The 17,093-nt window shown below is 55.4% G+C and carries 10 protein-coding genes; 6 read left to right on the forward strand and 4 right to left on the reverse strand.

Going from position 1 to position 17,093, the window contains the following annotated elements:
- The first annotated feature begins 508 nt into the window (after nucleotides 1-508).
- On the forward strand, nucleotides 509-3,181 hold the full coding sequence (gene rcsD / locus NB069_RS15215; protein WP_250584874.1) for a phosphotransferase RcsD: 2,673 nt from the start codon (nucleotides 509-511) through the stop codon (nucleotides 3,179-3,181).
- Between the two features lie 16 nt (nucleotides 3,182-3,197).
- A complete protein-coding gene (gene rcsB / locus NB069_RS15220; protein WP_032612710.1) occupies nucleotides 3,198-3,848 on the forward strand; it encodes a response regulator transcription factor RcsB in 651 nt (216 codons plus the stop codon).
- A 108-nt stretch (nucleotides 3,849-3,956) separates the two neighbouring features.
- Here the strand turns inward: rcsB and rcsC are convergent, their stop codons facing one another.
- The gene (rcsC, locus tag NB069_RS15225; protein ID WP_250584876.1) at nucleotides 3,957-6,803 is read right to left on the reverse strand and encodes a two-component system sensor histidine kinase RcsC; all 2,847 of its coding nucleotides are present in this window, start codon (nucleotides 6,801-6,803) and stop codon (nucleotides 3,957-3,959) included.
- Nucleotides 6,804-6,946: 143 nt separating this feature from the next.
- On the reverse strand, nucleotides 6,947-9,583 hold the full coding sequence (gyrA, locus tag NB069_RS15230; RefSeq protein WP_250584878.1) for a DNA topoisomerase (ATP-hydrolyzing) subunit A: 2,637 nt from the start codon (nucleotides 9,581-9,583) through the stop codon (nucleotides 6,947-6,949).
- A 132-nt stretch (nucleotides 9,584-9,715) separates the two neighbouring features.
- Between gyrA and ubiG the strand changes: the two genes are divergently transcribed.
- The 4 genes from ubiG (at nucleotide 9,716) to yfaE (ending at nucleotide 14,548) form a co-directional block, all read left to right on the forward strand.
- The gene (ubiG, locus tag NB069_RS15235) at nucleotides 9,716-10,450 is read left to right on the forward strand and encodes a bifunctional 2-polyprenyl-6-hydroxyphenol methylase/3-demethylubiquinol 3-O-methyltransferase UbiG (protein WP_250584880.1); all 735 of its coding nucleotides are present in this window, start codon (nucleotides 9,716-9,718) and stop codon (nucleotides 10,448-10,450) included.
- A 328-nt stretch (nucleotides 10,451-10,778) separates the two neighbouring features.
- Nucleotides 10,779-13,064, forward strand: a complete 2,286-nt coding sequence (gene nrdA, locus NB069_RS15240; protein WP_250584882.1) for a class 1a ribonucleoside-diphosphate reductase subunit alpha — start codon at nucleotides 10,779-10,781, stop codon at nucleotides 13,062-13,064.
- A gap of 99 nt (nucleotides 13,065-13,163) precedes the next feature.
- Nucleotides 13,164-14,294: a class Ia ribonucleoside-diphosphate reductase subunit beta gene (gene nrdB / locus NB069_RS15245; RefSeq protein ID WP_250584884.1), complete on the forward strand. Its 1,131-nt coding sequence runs from the start codon at nucleotides 13,164-13,166 to the stop codon at nucleotides 14,292-14,294.
- On the forward strand, nucleotides 14,294-14,548 hold the full coding sequence (gene yfaE / locus NB069_RS15250; protein ID WP_138369880.1) for a class I ribonucleotide reductase maintenance protein YfaE: 255 nt from the start codon (nucleotides 14,294-14,296) through the stop codon (nucleotides 14,546-14,548). The genes nrdB and yfaE overlap by 1 nt, the downstream gene beginning before the upstream one ends.
- A gap of 91 nt (nucleotides 14,549-14,639) precedes the next feature.
- Here the strand turns inward: yfaE and glpQ are convergent, their stop codons facing one another.
- Nucleotides 14,640-15,698: a glycerophosphodiester phosphodiesterase gene (gene glpQ / locus NB069_RS15255; RefSeq protein WP_250584886.1), complete on the reverse strand. Its 1,059-nt coding sequence runs from the start codon at nucleotides 15,696-15,698 to the stop codon at nucleotides 14,640-14,642.
- 11 nt (nucleotides 15,699-15,709) lie between these two features.
- Entirely contained in the window at nucleotides 15,710-17,062 is a 1,353-nt protein-coding gene (glpT, locus tag NB069_RS15260; protein WP_250584888.1) for a glycerol-3-phosphate transporter, read from the reverse strand.
- Nucleotides 17,063-17,093 lie beyond the last annotated feature (31 nt).

The following is a 17,093-nucleotide window of genomic DNA, read 5'->3' on the forward strand; positions in this document are numbered from 1 at the left end:
AAATAACAGATTAAATTCAATAACTTATACAAAAATCAATTATAGCACTGATTGCCAAAACAAAAATGGCGTCGGCTACTAAAATATCTCCCGCTATCATCATTAACTTTATTTATTACCGTCATTCAAATTTGAATGTCTGTTTATCCAGAATTGAACCGAATGCAATGCATTCGGTTTTTTTTTACTCATCTTTACGCAAATTTAAATAATTTGTGCTACCCGCCTGAAACTATAACGACTATTAATTAATTCTTAGCTTGCTATTCACAGCCTCAAAAATTGCATGGTCAATTTAATTTCTTGTTTATTCGTGCTATTTTTTCGCGATATTGTGAGTTATTTGTACAATATCGGTCTAAGCGTACAGATTTAACGCGGTTCGTTTGTTTTGCGCAACGCGACGAAAAAGTCAGCACATGGCAGGGTGTGAGGCTGGAAATTCGGTTATTACGCTTTATACTGCCCTATTCGCCTGAAGCGCAGCCATAACGGGTTAAACACATCAATGAGTCAGTCTGATACCACAGCCGCGAACAAGTTCTCCCTGCTTCCGGGCAGTATTACTCGTTTCTTTCTTCTATTGATCGTTGTGCTGTTAGTGACCATGGGCGTGATGGTGCAGAGCGCCGTGAATACCTGGCTCAAAGACCGCAGCTATCAGATTGTCGATATCAGCCACGCGCTGCATAAACGTATCGACACCTGGCGCTACGCCACCTGGCAGATTTACGACAATATAGCGGCCACGCCAACCACCTCCTCTGCGGAAGGGCTGCAGGAGACACGCCTGAAACAGGACGTCTACTATCTTGAGAAAACGCGACGCAAAACCGAAGCCCTGATCTTCGGCTCTCACGACAGCGCCACGCTGGAGATGACCCAGCGGATGTCAACTTACCTGGACACGCTGTGGGGCGCGGAGACTATTCCCTGGTCGATGTACTATCTCAACGGCCAGGACAACAGCATGATCCTGATCTCCACTCTGCCGCTCAAGGATCTCTCCTCCGGCTTTAAAGAGACGACGGTGGGTAACATCGTGGATTCCCGCCGCGCGGAGATGCTGCAGCAGGCTAACGCCCTGGACGAGCGCGAAAGTTTCTCCTCCCTGCGCCGGCTCGCCTGGCAAAACGGCCACTATTTTACCCTGCGCACCACCTTTAACCAGCCAGGCCATCTGGCGACGGTGGTGGCCTTCGATCTGCCGATCAACGATTTGATCCCACCGGATATGCCGCTCGACAGCTTCCGCCTGGAGCAGGACAACACGGTACAAAACCTGCGGGCGCCGACGGACAAAGAGAGCCCGGACAGCGTCTCCATCTCCTTTAACGGCTCGAAAATCGAGATTGCCTCCACGCTAAACACCACCGGCATGCGTCTGGTCTGGCAGGTGCCTTTTGGCACACTGCTGCTTGATACCCTGCAAAATATTCTGTTGCCGCTGCTGCTCAATATCGGTCTGCTGGCGCTGGCGCTGTTCGGTTACAGTACCTTCCGCTCCCAGCCTGGCCGCCAGAGCGATGTTCCCGTTGCGGCTGGCACCAACAGCGAGCTGCGCGTGCTGCGCGCGCTAAATGAAGAGATTGTCTCCGTCCTGCCGCTCGGTCTGCTGGTGCACGATCAGGAAGCCAACCGTACGGTGATCAGCAACAAAATTGCCGACCACCTGCTGCCGCACCTGAATTTGCAGAACATCACCAGCATGGCGGATCAGCATCAGGGGGTGATTCAGGCCACCATCAATAATGAGTTGTACGAGATCCGTCAGTTCCGCAGCCAGGTGGCGTCGCGCACGCAGATTTTCATTATTCGCGATCAGGATCGCGAGGTGCTGGTCAATAAAAAGCTCAAGCAGGCGCAAAGGCTGTACGAGAAAAACCAGCAGGGCCGCGCGGCCTTTATGCAAAATATTGGCGAGGCGTTCAAGCTGCCGCTGAGGGCGCTGGCCAGCGAAGCCGCTCAGGTATCCAGCCCGGAGAGCCTGCAGCTGTCGGCTCATGCCGATACCCTGGTACGGCTGGTGGATGAGATCCAGCTGGCCAACATGCTGGAAAATGACACCTGGAAGAGCACGGCATCACTGTTTTCGATTCAGGATCTGATCGACGAAGTGGTGCCGGAAGTGCTGCCGGTGATCAAGCGCAAAGGGCTGCAGCTGCTGATTAACAACCCGCTGCGTGCCAACGATGAGCGTCATGGCGACCGTGACGCTTTGCGCCGCATTCTGCTGATGCTGATTCAGTACGCGGTCACCACCACCCAGATCGGCAAAATTACCCTCGAAGTGAGTAGCGATGAGTCGGCCGACGACCGCCTCACCTTCCGTATCCTTGATACCGGCGAGGGGGTCACGGCCAGTGAAATCGACAACCTGCATTTCCCGTTCCTCAACGAGACCCAGGGCGACAACTATGGCAAAGCCAACGCCCTCACCTTCTGGCTCTGCGATCAGCTGGCGCGTAAACTGGGTGGCCATCTGAATATCAAAGCGCGTGAATCGCTGGGTACCCGCTATTCCCTGCACGTTAAAATGGCGGCCAGCCCGCAGGAAGCAGAGGAAGATGAACGCCTGCTGGATGACGTGGTAATCATGGTGGACGTGACCTCAAACGAGATCCGTAATATTGTGGTTCGTCAGCTGGAAAACTGGGGTGCGAGCTGTATCTCGCCGGACGAAAGGCTGGCAAGTCAAGAATATGATCTCTTTTTAACAGATAATCCGTCTAATCTTACTGCCTCGGGCTTGCTTTTAAGCGATGATGAGCCAGGCGTGCGAAAAATTGGCCCAGGCCAGGTGCGCGTCAACTTTAATATGAGCAATGCTATGCAGGAAGCTGTACTACAACTTATAGAAGAGCAGCTGGCGCAGGAAACGATCCCGGAATCCCCACTGGGCGGCAATGAAAATGCTGAACTTCATGCCAGCGGATATTATTCGCTCTTTGTAGACACAGTACCAGATGATGTTAAGAGGTTGTATACTGAATCCGCCGTGAATGACTTCGCGGCGCTGGCTCAGACAGCACACCGGCTCAAAGGGGTGTTTGCCATGCTTAATCTGGTTCCAGGCAAGCAATTATGTGAAACGCTGGAACATCTTATTCGTGAGAAAGATGCCGCCAGCATAGAAAAATACATCAGCGACATTGACGCCTACGTCAAAAGCTTGCTGTAGCAAGGTAGCCCTATACATGAACAATATGAACGTAATTATTGCCGATGACCATCCGATTGTACTGTTCGGTATTCGCAAATCACTTGAACAGATCGAGTGGGTGAATGTAGTCGGTGAATTTGAAGACTCCACAGCACTGATTAATAACCTGCCTAAGCTTGATGCGCACGTGCTCATCACCGACCTTTCCATGCCTGGAGATAAATACGGTGACGGGATTACGCTGATCAAATACATCAAGCGCCATTTCCCAAGCATTTCAATTATCGTGCTGACCATGAACAACAACCCGGCGATTTTAAGTGCCGTTCTGGATCTCGATATTGAAGGGATTGTCCTGAAACAGGGCGCACCAACCGATCTGCCTAAAGCGCTTGCCGCGCTGCAGAAAGGGAAAAAATTCACGCCGGAAAGCGTCTCCCGCCTGCTGGAAAAAATCAGCGCCGGCGGTTACGGCGACAAACGCCTGTCGCCAAAAGAGAGCGAAGTATTGCGTCTGTTTGCTGAAGGTTTCCTGGTAACCGAAATCGCCAAGAAGCTGAACCGCAGCATCAAGACCATCAGTAGCCAGAAAAAATCTGCGATGATGAAGCTGGGTGTTGAGAACGATATCGCCCTGCTGAACTACCTCTCTTCCGTGACCCTGAGTCCTGCGGATAAAGAGTAATTCTGTGAAATGCCGGGTGGCGCTTCGCTTACCCGGCCAATAATGCCTGCAGGCCCGCGCAAGCGAAGCGCCGCCGGGCAATAAAAAAGCCCAGAAATGGGCTTTTTTTTATCCCCGCGTTTTCCTCACCCGCTCGGCATACACTGACAGCGTCTGCTTCAGTACGTCCAGGGTCACCGGCTTGGACAGACAGCTGTCCATCCCCGACTCCAGACAGCGCTGCTTCTCTTCTGCCAGCGCGTTAGCCGTAACGCCCACCACCGGCAGCGTCAGGCCGAGCTGACGGATGCGCTGGGTCAGGCGATAGCCGTCCATGTTCGGCATGTTCACGTCGCTCAGGACGATGTCGATGTGGTTTTTACTCAGCACGTTCAGGGCATCCACGCCGTCATTGGCGGTTTTACACTGATACCCCAGCGAGCCAAGCTGGTCAGCCAGCAGACGGCGGTTAATCGGATGGTCATCCACCACGAGGATCATCATATCCTCATTCAACGACTGCTCCGACTCCGGCGACGGCAGCGACGAGCTACCGTCCGCGCTGTCCATCTCAACACGGTAGATGCGCGCCAGCAAGGCAATCAACTCATGCGGCGCTGCCACGCTGTTCACCCACTCGCCACGAGCACGTTCAAGTGCGATACCGATATGGCGACGGCAGAAGATCACCGCAGCCTTACCCTGCCACGGCTGCGTCAGCTCATCGTCGGTAAGGAGCATATCTTCCGCGTCCGGGGTTTGCCCGGCGTAGCGCGCCACCCGGATACCGTGCGACGTCAGCAATGACTCCAGGTAAGCATGCAGCGAGGCGTTATTGACCGCCAGCCAGCAGCGTTTATCGCTTAGCCCTTCAATCAGCATGTTAGCCGGAGACTGCGCCGCATAGAGCGGAATACGGATAGTGAACTGGCTGCCCATGCCCGGCTCGGTATCCACCGAGATGTCGCCGTCCATCATGCTGATCAGTTTTTCACAGATTGCCAGACCCAGTCCGGTGCCCTGGAAGTTGCGCTGAACCCCCGTTCCCACCTGGAAGAAAGGATCGAAGAGCTTGACTACCTCTTTTGCCGGGATGCCCACCCCGGTATCGCGCACGCGGATGCTCAGGTAGTCCCCTGCCCGGCTCACGTGCATCACGATGCAGCCCATATCGGTAAATTTAATGGCGTTGCTCAGCAGATTGGAGATCACCTGCTGCAGACGCATCGGATCGCCCTGCAGCGATAACGGCACGTCCGGCTCGATAAAGCAGTACAGTCCCAGCTGCTTACGCACCACCAGCGGCAGGTAGTTGGCGCTGATATGGTTCATCACCTCCCGCGGCGAGAATTCACGCGGCTCGATTTTCAGCTGTTCGGACTCAATTTTAGAGAAGTCGAGAATATCACTGATGATTTTCAGCAGCAGGCTGGAGGAGTTGTTCATCGCCGTCACCAGACGGTCGACGCCGCGCGGTAACTCTTTAGTCTGCAGCAGATCGAGGTTACCGATAATCCCGTACAGCGGAGTACGCAGCTCATGGCTGACGGTGGCAAGGAACATCGATTTCGACTGGCTGGCCTGTTCGGCAGCCTGAGCCATATCCTGCAGCGACTCTTCCATTTTGACGCGTGCAGAGACATCCACCAGCACGCAGATCGCCACGTTCTCATTGCGGTAGCGCGAGTGAACAAAGCTAATCTGCAGATTGGTGTTATTGCTGGTCAGCACGTCGACGAAGTTGACCTGCTGTCCGCAGATGATCTGCGTCAGCCGCTGCCGGTCCTCATGGGTGAGCATATTCAGGTAGTTATGCGCCAGCTCGTTACTCAGAATATTGGTCCCGTCGAGGGTGCGGAGAATACAGATCCCCACCGGCGCAGAGGCGACAATCTTGCGGTTGAATTGCTCATGCTCTTCAAGACGCTGGGCGTCGATCTCCGCCGGAATAAAGATTTTGCGCTCATACATACGGGCAAGGGTAAACAGCGCTATCCCCACCAGCACGTTCAACAGTACCGAGTTGAGGATCAGCATGCGAATTCGCTCCAGCACCATGTCCACCGGAACGGAGTAAACAATGCTCAGCGACGAAGGCGGCAGGCTCTTTTTCAGCACCAGATCACGAAAACCGGCGCTGTAACCAAACCATGAGCGTTCCTGCATCCAGCGCGGGTCGACCTTCAGTCGGGATTCCGGCCCGGCCAGCGAAATCAGGGCATGGCCATTTTCATCAAGAATGGTGACGCCCATCGGCAGATTACCCGGGGTGAAAAAGTTCTCCATCCGGATAGACTGCTCGATGCCAAGCATCGCCTGCAGGCGGTTGCCCAGATAGACCGGCGTCAGGGCATAGAAGTACCCTACCCCCGAACGCGGCCCCTGGCTTATCCAGAACAGGTTATTGCCGCGCTCATCCTGGGGCGCGTTACGGTATTTGATAATCCGCTCATGCAGGGTCTTCAGGGCGCTGTCGCGGTCCACCGGCACGTCCCGCAGGCCAAAATCGGCCATGCAGAGGTTTTCGCTGCCGATCAGAAAGACGCGGTTCAGATCGTAGGCTGCCGAGAAGTTATCGCGCCAGTAGCGCATAAACCAGGCGAGGGACTCCAGGGAACCCCGCCACGCGGAGCCCATCGCCGAGCAGTCAGAGTCAGGGAACAGGGGCTCAAAGTTGGGCACATCCGCTTTACTGTCCCGTGCGCGCATAGCCAGAACGCCGTTTTCCGCGGTCAGGCGGTTCTCGGCGATGTACTTGAGCTCCTTCATTACGTCCGAGGTGCGCTGAATGTAGCGCTGGGCCTGATCGAAGCTGAGACTAAACTCCTGACGGATCTCCGCCTCCTTCTGGTGCAGCGCATTGACGATGTAAAACACCGAAAAGAGCGCGATCAGCACCCAGATCAGGAGCGCCAGCGCCCGAAAAAGATAGCGAGAAACTTTCAGCGTGGTTCGAAAGGAGACGAGGTATTTCAAGGGGGCGAGGCTCCGCCGTCAGGATCACAAGGAATGGGTTAAGGTAGCGGTAAATCGCCGTTGCCGCAACGTTCGGTTGTCTGCAATTCAGTGCCGCAGCAAAAGAAAAGGGCCGGAAACCGGCCCTTTATCGTCAGGAGAGATTACTCTTCGGCATCATCTGCCGCATCATCGTCGGTTTCTGCTTCCGGTGCGATCTCATCATCACCTTCTGCCACGCTACCGTCGATAGAGTCGAGCTCTTCATCATCCACTGGTTCAGCGACACGCTGCAGACCCACAACGTTTTCATCTTCCGCGGTACGGATGAGGATCACGCCCTGGGTGTTACGCCCTACCACGCTGATTTCCGACACGCGGGTACGCACCAGCGTACCGGCATCGGTGATCATCATGATCTGGTCGCTGTCGTCGACCTGTACCGCGCCAACAACGGAACCGTTGCGCTCGGTGACTTTGATCGAGATAACGCCCTGGGTACCACGGGACTTGGTTGGGTATTCGTCCTGGGCGGTGCGTTTACCGTAACCATTCTGCGTAACGGTGAGGATTGCGCCTTCGCCACGTGGAACGATCAGCGAGACCACGCTGTCTTCACCCGCCAGCTTGATGCCACGAACGCCGGTCGCTGTACGACCCATCGCACGCACCGCGTTCTCTTTAAAGCGCACCACTTTACCGGCAGCAGAGAACAGCATCACTTCGTCGGAACCGGAGGTCAGATCCACACCAATCAGTTCATCGCCTTCGTTCAGGTTGACGGCAATAATGCCGGCAGAACGTGGGCGGCTAAACTCGGTCAGGGCGGTTTTCTTCACCGTGCCGCTGGCGGTCGCCATAAAGACGTTGACGCCTTCAGCGTACTCGCGAACCGGCAGGATCGCGGTAATACGTTCGTTTTGCTCCAGCGGCAGCAGGTTGACGATTGGACGTCCACGCGCGCCACGGCTCGCTTCCGGCAGCTGATAGACCTTCATCCAGTACAGACGGCCCCGGCTGGAGAAGCAGAGGATGGTGTCGTGGGTGTTGGCCACCAGCAGGCGGTCGATAAAGTCTTCTTCTTTAATACGGGCCGCCGATTTGCCCTTCCCGCCACGACGCTGTGCTTCGTAGTCGGTTAACGGCTGATACTTCACGTAGCCCTGGTGAGACAGGGTCACAACAACGTCTTCCTGGTTAATCAGGTCTTCGATGTTGATGTCCGCGGAGTTAGCCGTGATCTCAGTGCGACGCTCGTCACCGAACTGATCGCGGACCAGTTCCAGCTCTTCGCGGATCACTTCCATCAGGCGATCGGCGCTGCCCAGAATGTGCAGCAGTTCAGCGATCTGCTCCAGCAGCTCTTTATATTCGTCGAGCAGTTTTTCGTGCTCAAGACCGGTCAGTTTCTGCAGACGCAGATCCAGAATCGCCTGAGCCTGCTGTTCGGTCAGCCAGTATTTGCCGTCGCGAATACCGTACTGCGGCTCCAGCCACTCAGGACGCGCGGCATCGTCACCGGCACGTTCCAGCATGGCGGAGACGTTGCCCAGATCCCACGGCTTAGCGATCAGGCCAGCTTTCGCTTCGGCAGGGGTTGGCGCACGACGGATCAGTTCGATGATCGGATCGATGTTTGCCAGCGCCACTGCCAGCGCTTCGAGGATGTGGGCACGATCGCGGGCTTTACGCAGCTCGAAAATAGTACGACGGGTCACCACTTCACGGCGGTGACGCACGAATGCGCTCAGAATGTCTTTCAGGTTCATGATCTTCGGCTGACCATGGTGCAATGCCACCATGTTGATACCGAAGGAGACCTGAAGCTGAGTCAGGGAGTAGAGGTTGTTCAGCACCACTTCCCCTACCGCGTCGCGTTTGATTTCAATCACGATACGCATGCCGTCTTTATCAGACTCATCACGCAGCGCGCTGATACCTTCAATACGTTTCTCTTTAACCAGCTCGGCAATCTTCTCGATCAGGCGCGCTTTGTTCACCTGATACGGAATTTCGTGGACGATAATGGTCTCACGGCCGGTTTTGGCGTCGGCTTCCACTTCGGCACGGGCACGAATATAGATCTTGCCGCGACCGGTACGGTACGCTTCTTCAATGCCGCGACGGCCATTAATAATGGCGGCGGTCGGGAAATCCGGGCCGGGGATGTGTTCCATCAGCCCTTCAATGCTGATCTCTTCATCGTCGATATAGGCCAGGCAGCCGTTGATCACTTCCGTGATGTTATGCGGCGGAATGTTGGTCGCCATACCTACGGCGATACCGGAAGCACCGTTTACCAGCAGGTTAGGGATCTTGGTTGGCATCACATCCGGAATGCGCTCAGTGCCGTCGTAGTTATCGACGAAATCAACGGTCTCTTTTTCCAGATCGGCCATCAGCTCATGGGCGATTTTCGACATACGGATTTCCGTATAACGCATCGCCGCGGCGGAGTCGCCGTCGACTGAACCGAAGTTACCCTGACCATCAACCAGCATGTAACGCAGTGAGAATGGCTGCGCCATACGGACGATGGTGTCATAAACTGCTGTATCACCATGCGGGTGATATTTACCGATCACGTCACCAACGACACGGGCAGATTTTTTGTAGGCTTTATTCCAGTCATTGCCCAATACGTTCATGGCGTATAGTACGCGACGGTGTACCGGCTTAAGTCCATCGCGGACATCCGGCAGCGCTCGGCCAACAATGACCGACATCGCATAATCCAGATAGGAGCTCTTCAGCTCTTCCTCGATGTTAACCGGTGTAATTTCTCTCGCAAGGTCGCTCATCTAACCGCTATCCCTCTACTGTATCCCGGATTCAAAGGTCGGAAATTATAACACACCCGCTTAGGTTTAAACTAATTTGCTTTGTTATCCTGATATACTTCCTCGTCTTTAAATTACGGAGTAAAAGCGTCCATGAATGCGGAAAAATCCCCGGTGGCTCCCAACGTTGACCATGAAGAGATCGCCAAATTCGAAGCCGTCGCCTCGCGCTGGTGGGATCTTGAAGGTGAGTTCAAACCGCTGCACCGCATTAACCCCCTGCGCCTGGGCTATATTGCGGAGCGTTCCGGCGGCCTGTTCGGTAAAAAGGTGCTCGATGTGGGCTGCGGCGGCGGTATCCTGGCCGAGAGCATGGCGCGCGAAGGCGCCACGGTAACCGGGCTGGATATGGGCTTCGAGCCGCTGCAGGTTGCGCGTCTGCACGCGCTGGAAAGCGGCATTGAAGTCGAGTACGTGCAGGAAACGGTGGAAGCGCACGCGGCGGAGCACGCCCAGCAGTATGATGTCGTCACCTGCATGGAGATGCTGGAGCACGTCCCGGACCCACAATCGGTGGTAAAAGCCTGTGCGGCGCTGGTAAAACCGGGCGGTCAGGTGTTCTTCTCCACGATTAACCGCAACGGCAAGGCATGGCTGATGGCGGTGGTCGGCGCGGAGTATGTGCTGCGCATGGTGCCAAAAGGTACCCACGACGTGAAAAAATTCATTAAGCCGGCGGAACTGCTGAGCTGGGTCGACGGCACATGGCTGAAGGAGCAGCATATGACCGGTCTGCACTACAATCCTCTCACCGACAAGTTCAAACTGGCGCCCGGCGTGGACGTTAACTACATGCTCCACACCACGGCAAAAAAAGAAGACGCTTAACCACTCTTTTTCTCACGAATGCGCAACCCTTAGTTGCGCATTTTTGACTACACGTTGAAGAAATCAGCAGTCGATCAAATTTTCATTTTTTTTTCTACATTATTGACATGACGTCCAGGCCTTACGGTACGAGGACTTACGCTTTTTTACCCTTTCACAACCTCAATTTAACCTCAAAATCAACTCTTGTACTCAAAAGAATCCTTACTAGAATACTCACCATCTTGCGTTATGCTTAATGCAAAACCCCTATATATAGTATTTATCCACAGCATCCTGTGGATAAGCGGGGGATATTTTCTTTTTTCACGGACAGGTAAAAACCCACATGAATCAGAGTCTGCTGGTGACAAAGCGCGACGGTGCAACCGAGCGTATCAATCTGGACAAAATCCATCGTGTTCTCGACTGGGCAGCAGAAGGACTGAATAACGTATCCATTTCTCAGGTTGAACTGCGCTCCCACATCCAGTTCTATGACGGCATCAAAACGTCTGATATCCACGAAACCATAATCAAAGCCGCGGCGGATCTCATCTCCCGCGAAGCACCGGATTATCAGTACCTCGCTGCCCGTCTGGCAATTTTCCACCTGCGTAAGAAAGCCTACGGCCAGTTTGAGCCGCCAGCGCTGTTCGATCATGTAGTGAAGATGGTCGAGCTTGGCAAGTACGACACCCATCTGCTGGAAGACTACACGGAAGAAGAGTTCAGGCAGATGGACGAGTTTATCGATCACTGGCGTGATATGAACTTCTCCTACGCCGCGGTGAAGCAGCTGGAAGGGAAATACCTGGTCCAGAACCGCGTGACCGGCGAAATCTACGAGAGCGCCCAGTTCCTCTACATTCTGGTGGCCGCCTGCCTGTTCTCCAACTATCCGCGTGAAACCCGTCTGGAATACGTGAAGCGTTTCTACGATGCCGTTTCCACCTTTAAAATTTCTCTGCCAACGCCGATCATGTCCGGCGTGCGCACCCCAACCCGCCAGTTCAGCTCCTGCGTGCTGATCGAGTGCGGCGACAGCCTGGATTCCATCAACGCCACCTCCAGCGCCATTGTGAAATACGTTTCCCAGCGTGCCGGCATCGGCATCAACGCCGGTCGTATTCGTGCCCTGGGCAGCCCAATTCGCGGCGGCGAAGCGTTCCACACCGGCTGTATCCCGTTCTACAAACACTTCCAGACCGCGGTCAAATCCTGCTCTCAGGGCGGCGTGCGCGGTGGTGCGGCTACCCTGTTCTACCCGATGTGGCATCTGGAAGTCGAAAGCCTGCTGGTACTGAAAAACAACCGTGGCGTGGAAGGCAACCGCGTGCGTCACATGGACTACGGCGTTCAGATCAACAAGCTGATGTACACCCGTCTGCTGAAGGGGGGTGATATCACCCTGTTCAGCCCGTCCGACGTCCCGGGCCTGTACGACGCATTCTTCGCCGATCAGGATGAGTTCGAGCGTCTGTACGTGCAATATGAAAACGACGACAGCATCCGTAAGCAGCGCGTGAAAGCGGTAGATCTGTTCTCCCTGATGATGCAGGAACGTGCTTCGACGGGTCGTATCTACATCCAGAACGTCGACCACTGCAACACCCACAGCCCGTTCGATCCGGTCGTTGCCCCAGTGCGCCAGTCCAACCTGTGCCTGGAGATCGCCCTGCCGACCAAACCGCTGGAAGATGTTAACGACGAAAACGGCGAGATCGCCCTGTGTACGCTCTCCGCGTTCAACCTGGGTGCGATCAACAGCCTCGACGAGCTGGAAGAGCTGGCGGTGCTGGCGGTACGTGCGCTGGATGCACTTCTGGATTACCAGGATTATCCAATCCCGGCGGCAAAACGCGGTGCGATGGGTCGTCGTACTCTGGGCATTGGCGTCATCAACTATGCCTACTGGCTGGCGAAAAACGGCAAGCGTTATTCCGATGGCAGCGCCAACAACCTGACGCACCAGACCTTCGAAGCCATTCAGTATTACCTGCTGAAAGCCTCGAACGAACTGGCCATCGAACAGGGTGCCTGCCCGTGGTTCAACGAAACCACCTATGCCAAAGGCATTCTGCCGATTGACACCTATAAGAAAGACCTGGATGCGATCGCCAACGAGCCGCTGCATCTTGACTGGGAGCGCCTGCGCGAATCCATCAAGACCCACGGCCTGCGTAACTCCACGCTCTCTGCCCTGATGCCGTCCGAGACCTCTTCGCAGATCTCCAACGCCACCAACGGTATTGAGCCGCCGCGCGGTCACGTGAGCATCAAAGCGTCGAAAGACGGGATCCTGCGCCAGGTGGTGCCGGACTATGAGCTGCTGAAAAACAACTACGAGCTGCTGTGGGAGATGCCAAATAACGACGGCTACCTGCAGCTGGTGGGTATCATGCAGAAGTTTATCGACCAGTCGATCTCTGCGAACACCAACTACGATCCGTCACGCTTCCCGTCAGGGAAAGTGCCGATGCAGCAACTGCTGAAAGACCTGCTCACCGCCTACAAATTTGGCGTGAAAACCCTGTACTATCAAAACACCCGCGACGGTGCGGAAGATGCGCAGGACGATCTGGCCCCATCCATTCAGGATGACGGCTGCGAAAGCGGCGCTTGTAAGATTTAAGTTAATGCCGGGTGGCGCTACGCTTACCCGGCCTACGGTTTTGTAGGCCCGGCAAACGCAGTGCCGCCGGGCAATACAATTTCAACAGGACTCACTTCAATGGCATACACCACCTTTTCACAGACGAAAAACGACCAGCTCAAAGAGCCGATGTTCTTCGGCCAGCCGGTCAACGTGGCGCGCTACGATCAGCAAAAATATGACATCTTCGAAAAGCTGATTGAAAAGCAACTCTCTTTCTTCTGGCGTCCGGAAGAAGTTGACGTTTCCCGCGACCGCATCGACTTCCAGGCTCTGCCGGAACATGAAAAGCACATCTTCCTCAGCAACCTGAAGTACCAGACCTTGCTGGATTCTATTCAGGGGCGCAGCCCGAACGTGGCCCTGCTGCCGCTGATCTCCATCCCGGAGCTGGAAACCTGGGTTGAGACCTGGGCGTTCTCCGAAACGATCCACTCCCGCTCCTACACCCATATCATCCGTAACATCGTCAACGATCCGGCGATTGTCTTTGATGATATCGTGACCAACGATCAGATCCTCAAGCGCGCAGAAGGTATTTCCCACTTCTACGACGACCTGATCGAGATGACCAGCTACTGGCATCTGCTGGGCGAAGGCACCCACAGCGTGAACGGCAAAACCGTCACCGTGAGCCTGCGTGAGCTGAAGAAAAAACTCTACCTGTGCCTGATGAGTGTGAACGCCCTGGAAGCAATCCGCTTCTACGTCAGCTTCGCCTGCTCCTTCGCTTTCGCAGAGCGCGAACTGATGGAAGGCAACGCCAAAATCATCCGCCTGATCGCCCGCGATGAGGCCCTGCACCTGACCGGCACCCAGCATATGCTGAACCTGCTGCGCAGCGGCGTGGACGATCCGGAGATGGCTGAGATTGCTGAAGAGTGCAAACAGGCGAGCTACGACCTGTTTGTGCAGGCGGCCCAGCAGGAGAAAGAGTGGGCGGAATACCTGTTCCAGGGCGGCTCCATGATCGGCCTGAACAAAGATATTCTCTGCCAGTACGTCGAGTACATCACCAACATCCGTATGCAGGCTGTCGGCCTTGATCTGCCGTTCCAGACCCGCTCCAACCCAATCCCGTGGATCAACACCTGGCTGGTTTCTGATAACGTTCAGGTTGCGCCGCAGGAAGTGGAAGTGAGCTCCTACCTGGTGGGTCAGATTGACTCTGAAGTTAACACCGACGATTTGAGCGACTTCCAGCTCTGATGAGCCGCGTGACGCTCCGTCTTTCTGGCACAGAAGTGCTGTGCCAGGAAGAGCATCCCTCCCTGCTTATTGCGCTGGAATCCCACCAGATTGCCGTTGAATATCAGTGCCGCGAAGGCTACTGCGGCTCCTGCCGCTGTCGTCTGGTTGCCGGTCAGGTTGACTGGGTCACCGAACCGCTGGCCTTTATCAATGAAGGGGAAATTTTGCCCTGCTGCTGCCGGGCAAAAGGGGATATAGAGATCGAGATGTAGCTGCCCTGGCTCCCTCTCCCGGTGGGAGAGGGAACCAGGCCGCAGAGCCTGATTGTCGGGTGGCGGCTTCGCCTTACCCGACCTACAAAACCTACTTCCGGTGAATGAAGTCGACCGCTTTATCCGGGAAATCCGTAAACAGTCCGTCCACGCCCGCCTGGTTATACAGCACGTCATAAAGCTGATTCACGTCTGTCGCATATGCCGGCAGCTGATCCGCACGCACCGTATACGGATGGGCCTGCATTTTGCTGGCATGCGCCTCTTTCACCATCGCGGTTAGCGTCACGTGGCCCGGCGTGGAGCCCTCCGCCACCAGCATGTGATAATCGGGTCCGATGCCGTCAGCGTACTGCGCTATCTGCTTCATGGCGCCCGGTTTAAACATCCAGTCATAGCTGTAGTTTACCCACTTGCCGTCCGGCTGCTTCTCCTGGGTCTCATTCCAGTCGGTGTAAGCAATCAGCTGTACCAGATTGAGGTTCATCTCCCTCTTTGGCTCCAGCTCGGTTTTGATGCGCTTCAGCTCGGCGGCGTCAAAGCACTGCAGATAAACCTTGTCCTTCTTGCTGGTGTAGCCGTACTGCTTCAGCACGTCCAGCGTTTTCGCGGCGATGTCCTTCCCTTCCTGATGGTGGAACCACGGCGCTTTAATCTCCGGGTAGATACCGATGTTTTTCCCGGTGGAGTGGTTCAGCCCCTGAACAAACTCAATCTCTTCCTGGAAGGTGTGGATCCGGAAATCAGATTTGCCCATCGGGAAACGTCCCGGGTAAACCTGCACCTTCCTGCCCTTTTCAATCTCGAAGCCTTCGGTAAACCTCAGGGCGCGGATTTCATCCAGGGTAAAGTCGATAGCATAGTAGCGCCCGTCTTTACGGGCGCGATCCGGGAAACGCTCCGCCACGTCCGTCACACGGTCAAGATAATGATCGTGCAGGACAACCAGCTGGTCGTCCTTCGTCATCACCAGATCCTGTTCCAGATAATCCGCCCCCTGCGCGTAGGCCATCGCTTTCGCCGGCAGCGTATGCTCCGGCAGATAACCGCTCGCGCCGCGATGGGCAATGACGATTTTATCCGCCGCCAGCGCAGACCCCGTCATCAGGCCCGCCAGCAGCAGACCGGTTGTTAAGTGAGTTAATTTCATCGCAATGTTCCTTATTGACGACGCGCCTGCACTTCGGCGTGGTGACGTTTTTCACCCATCATGACAACAATCAGCAGCAGCACCGCCAGCACGCTTCCGCCAATCATCACCATAAAGCCGCCGTCCCAGCCGAAGAAGTCAACGGTATAGCCGACAATCGCACTCGCAGCGACCGACCCACCGAGGTAGCCGAACAGACCGGTAAAGCCTGCCGCCGTGCCCGCCGCTTTTTTCGGCGCCAGTTCAAGCGCGTGCAGACCAATCAGCATCACGGGGCCATAAATCAGGAAGCCGATAACGATCATACAGGCCATATCCACACCCGGATTACCCGGTGGGTTAAGCCAGTAGACCACAGTCGCGATGGTCACCAGGGTCATGAAGAATACGCCTGTCGCGCCGCGGTTGCCTTTAAACACTTTGTCCGACATCCAGCCGCAAATCAGGGTGCCGGGAATACCGGCGTATTCATAGAGGAAGTAGGCCCAGGAGGATTTATCCAGCGCAAAGTGCTTCACCTCTTTCAGGTAGGTCGGTGACCAGTCGAGGATGCCGTAGCGCAGCAGGTAGACGAACACGTTCGCCACCGCGATGTACCAGAGCAGCTTGTTCGGCAGCACGTACTTCATGAAGATCTGTTTCGCGGTCAGCTCTTCTTCGTGCTCCTTGCTGTAATCATCCGGATAGTCGTTTTTGTACTCTTCAATCGGCGGCAAGCCACAGGACTGCGGCGTGTCGCGCATCAGCGCGAAGGCAATAATCGCCACGACAATGGCCCCGAAGGCAGGCATATAGAGCGCCGCATGCCAGTCGTTGAACCAGGCCATCCCCAGCAGGAACAGCAGAGGCGGAATACCGCCGCCCACGTTATGGGCGCAGTTCCACACCGACACAATGCCGCCACGCTCCTTTTGCGACCACCAGTGCACCATGGTGCGTCCGCATGGCGGCCACCCCATTCCCTGGAACCAGCCGCAGAGGAACAGCAGGACAAACATGACGGCAATGCTGGAGGTTGCCCAGGGCACAAAGCCCATAAACAGCATGACCGCTGCCGCCAGGATCAGACCGGCGGGCAGAAACACGCGCGGATTCGAGCGATCCGACACTGACCCCATGATGAATTTGGAAAACCCGTAGGCGATAGAGATCCCCGACAGCGCGAAGCCCAGATCGCCGCGGGAGAAGCCCTGTTCCACCAGATAGGGCATGGCGAGGGCAAAGTTTTTACGTACAAGGTAGTACGCCGCGTACCCGAAGAAGATCCCCAGGAAAATTTGCCAACGCAGACGGCGATAGAGCGGATCTATTTCTGCTTCTGGCAGACGCGCCCTGTGCGGCGCAGGTTTAAAGATACTGAGCATAACAGCCTCCGTGGCCTTGAAATGAATGAGC

The organism is Leclercia adecarboxylata (genome assembly GCF_023639785.1).
Taxonomy (GTDB): domain Bacteria; phylum Pseudomonadota; class Gammaproteobacteria; order Enterobacterales; family Enterobacteriaceae; genus Enterobacter; species Enterobacter adecarboxylatus_D.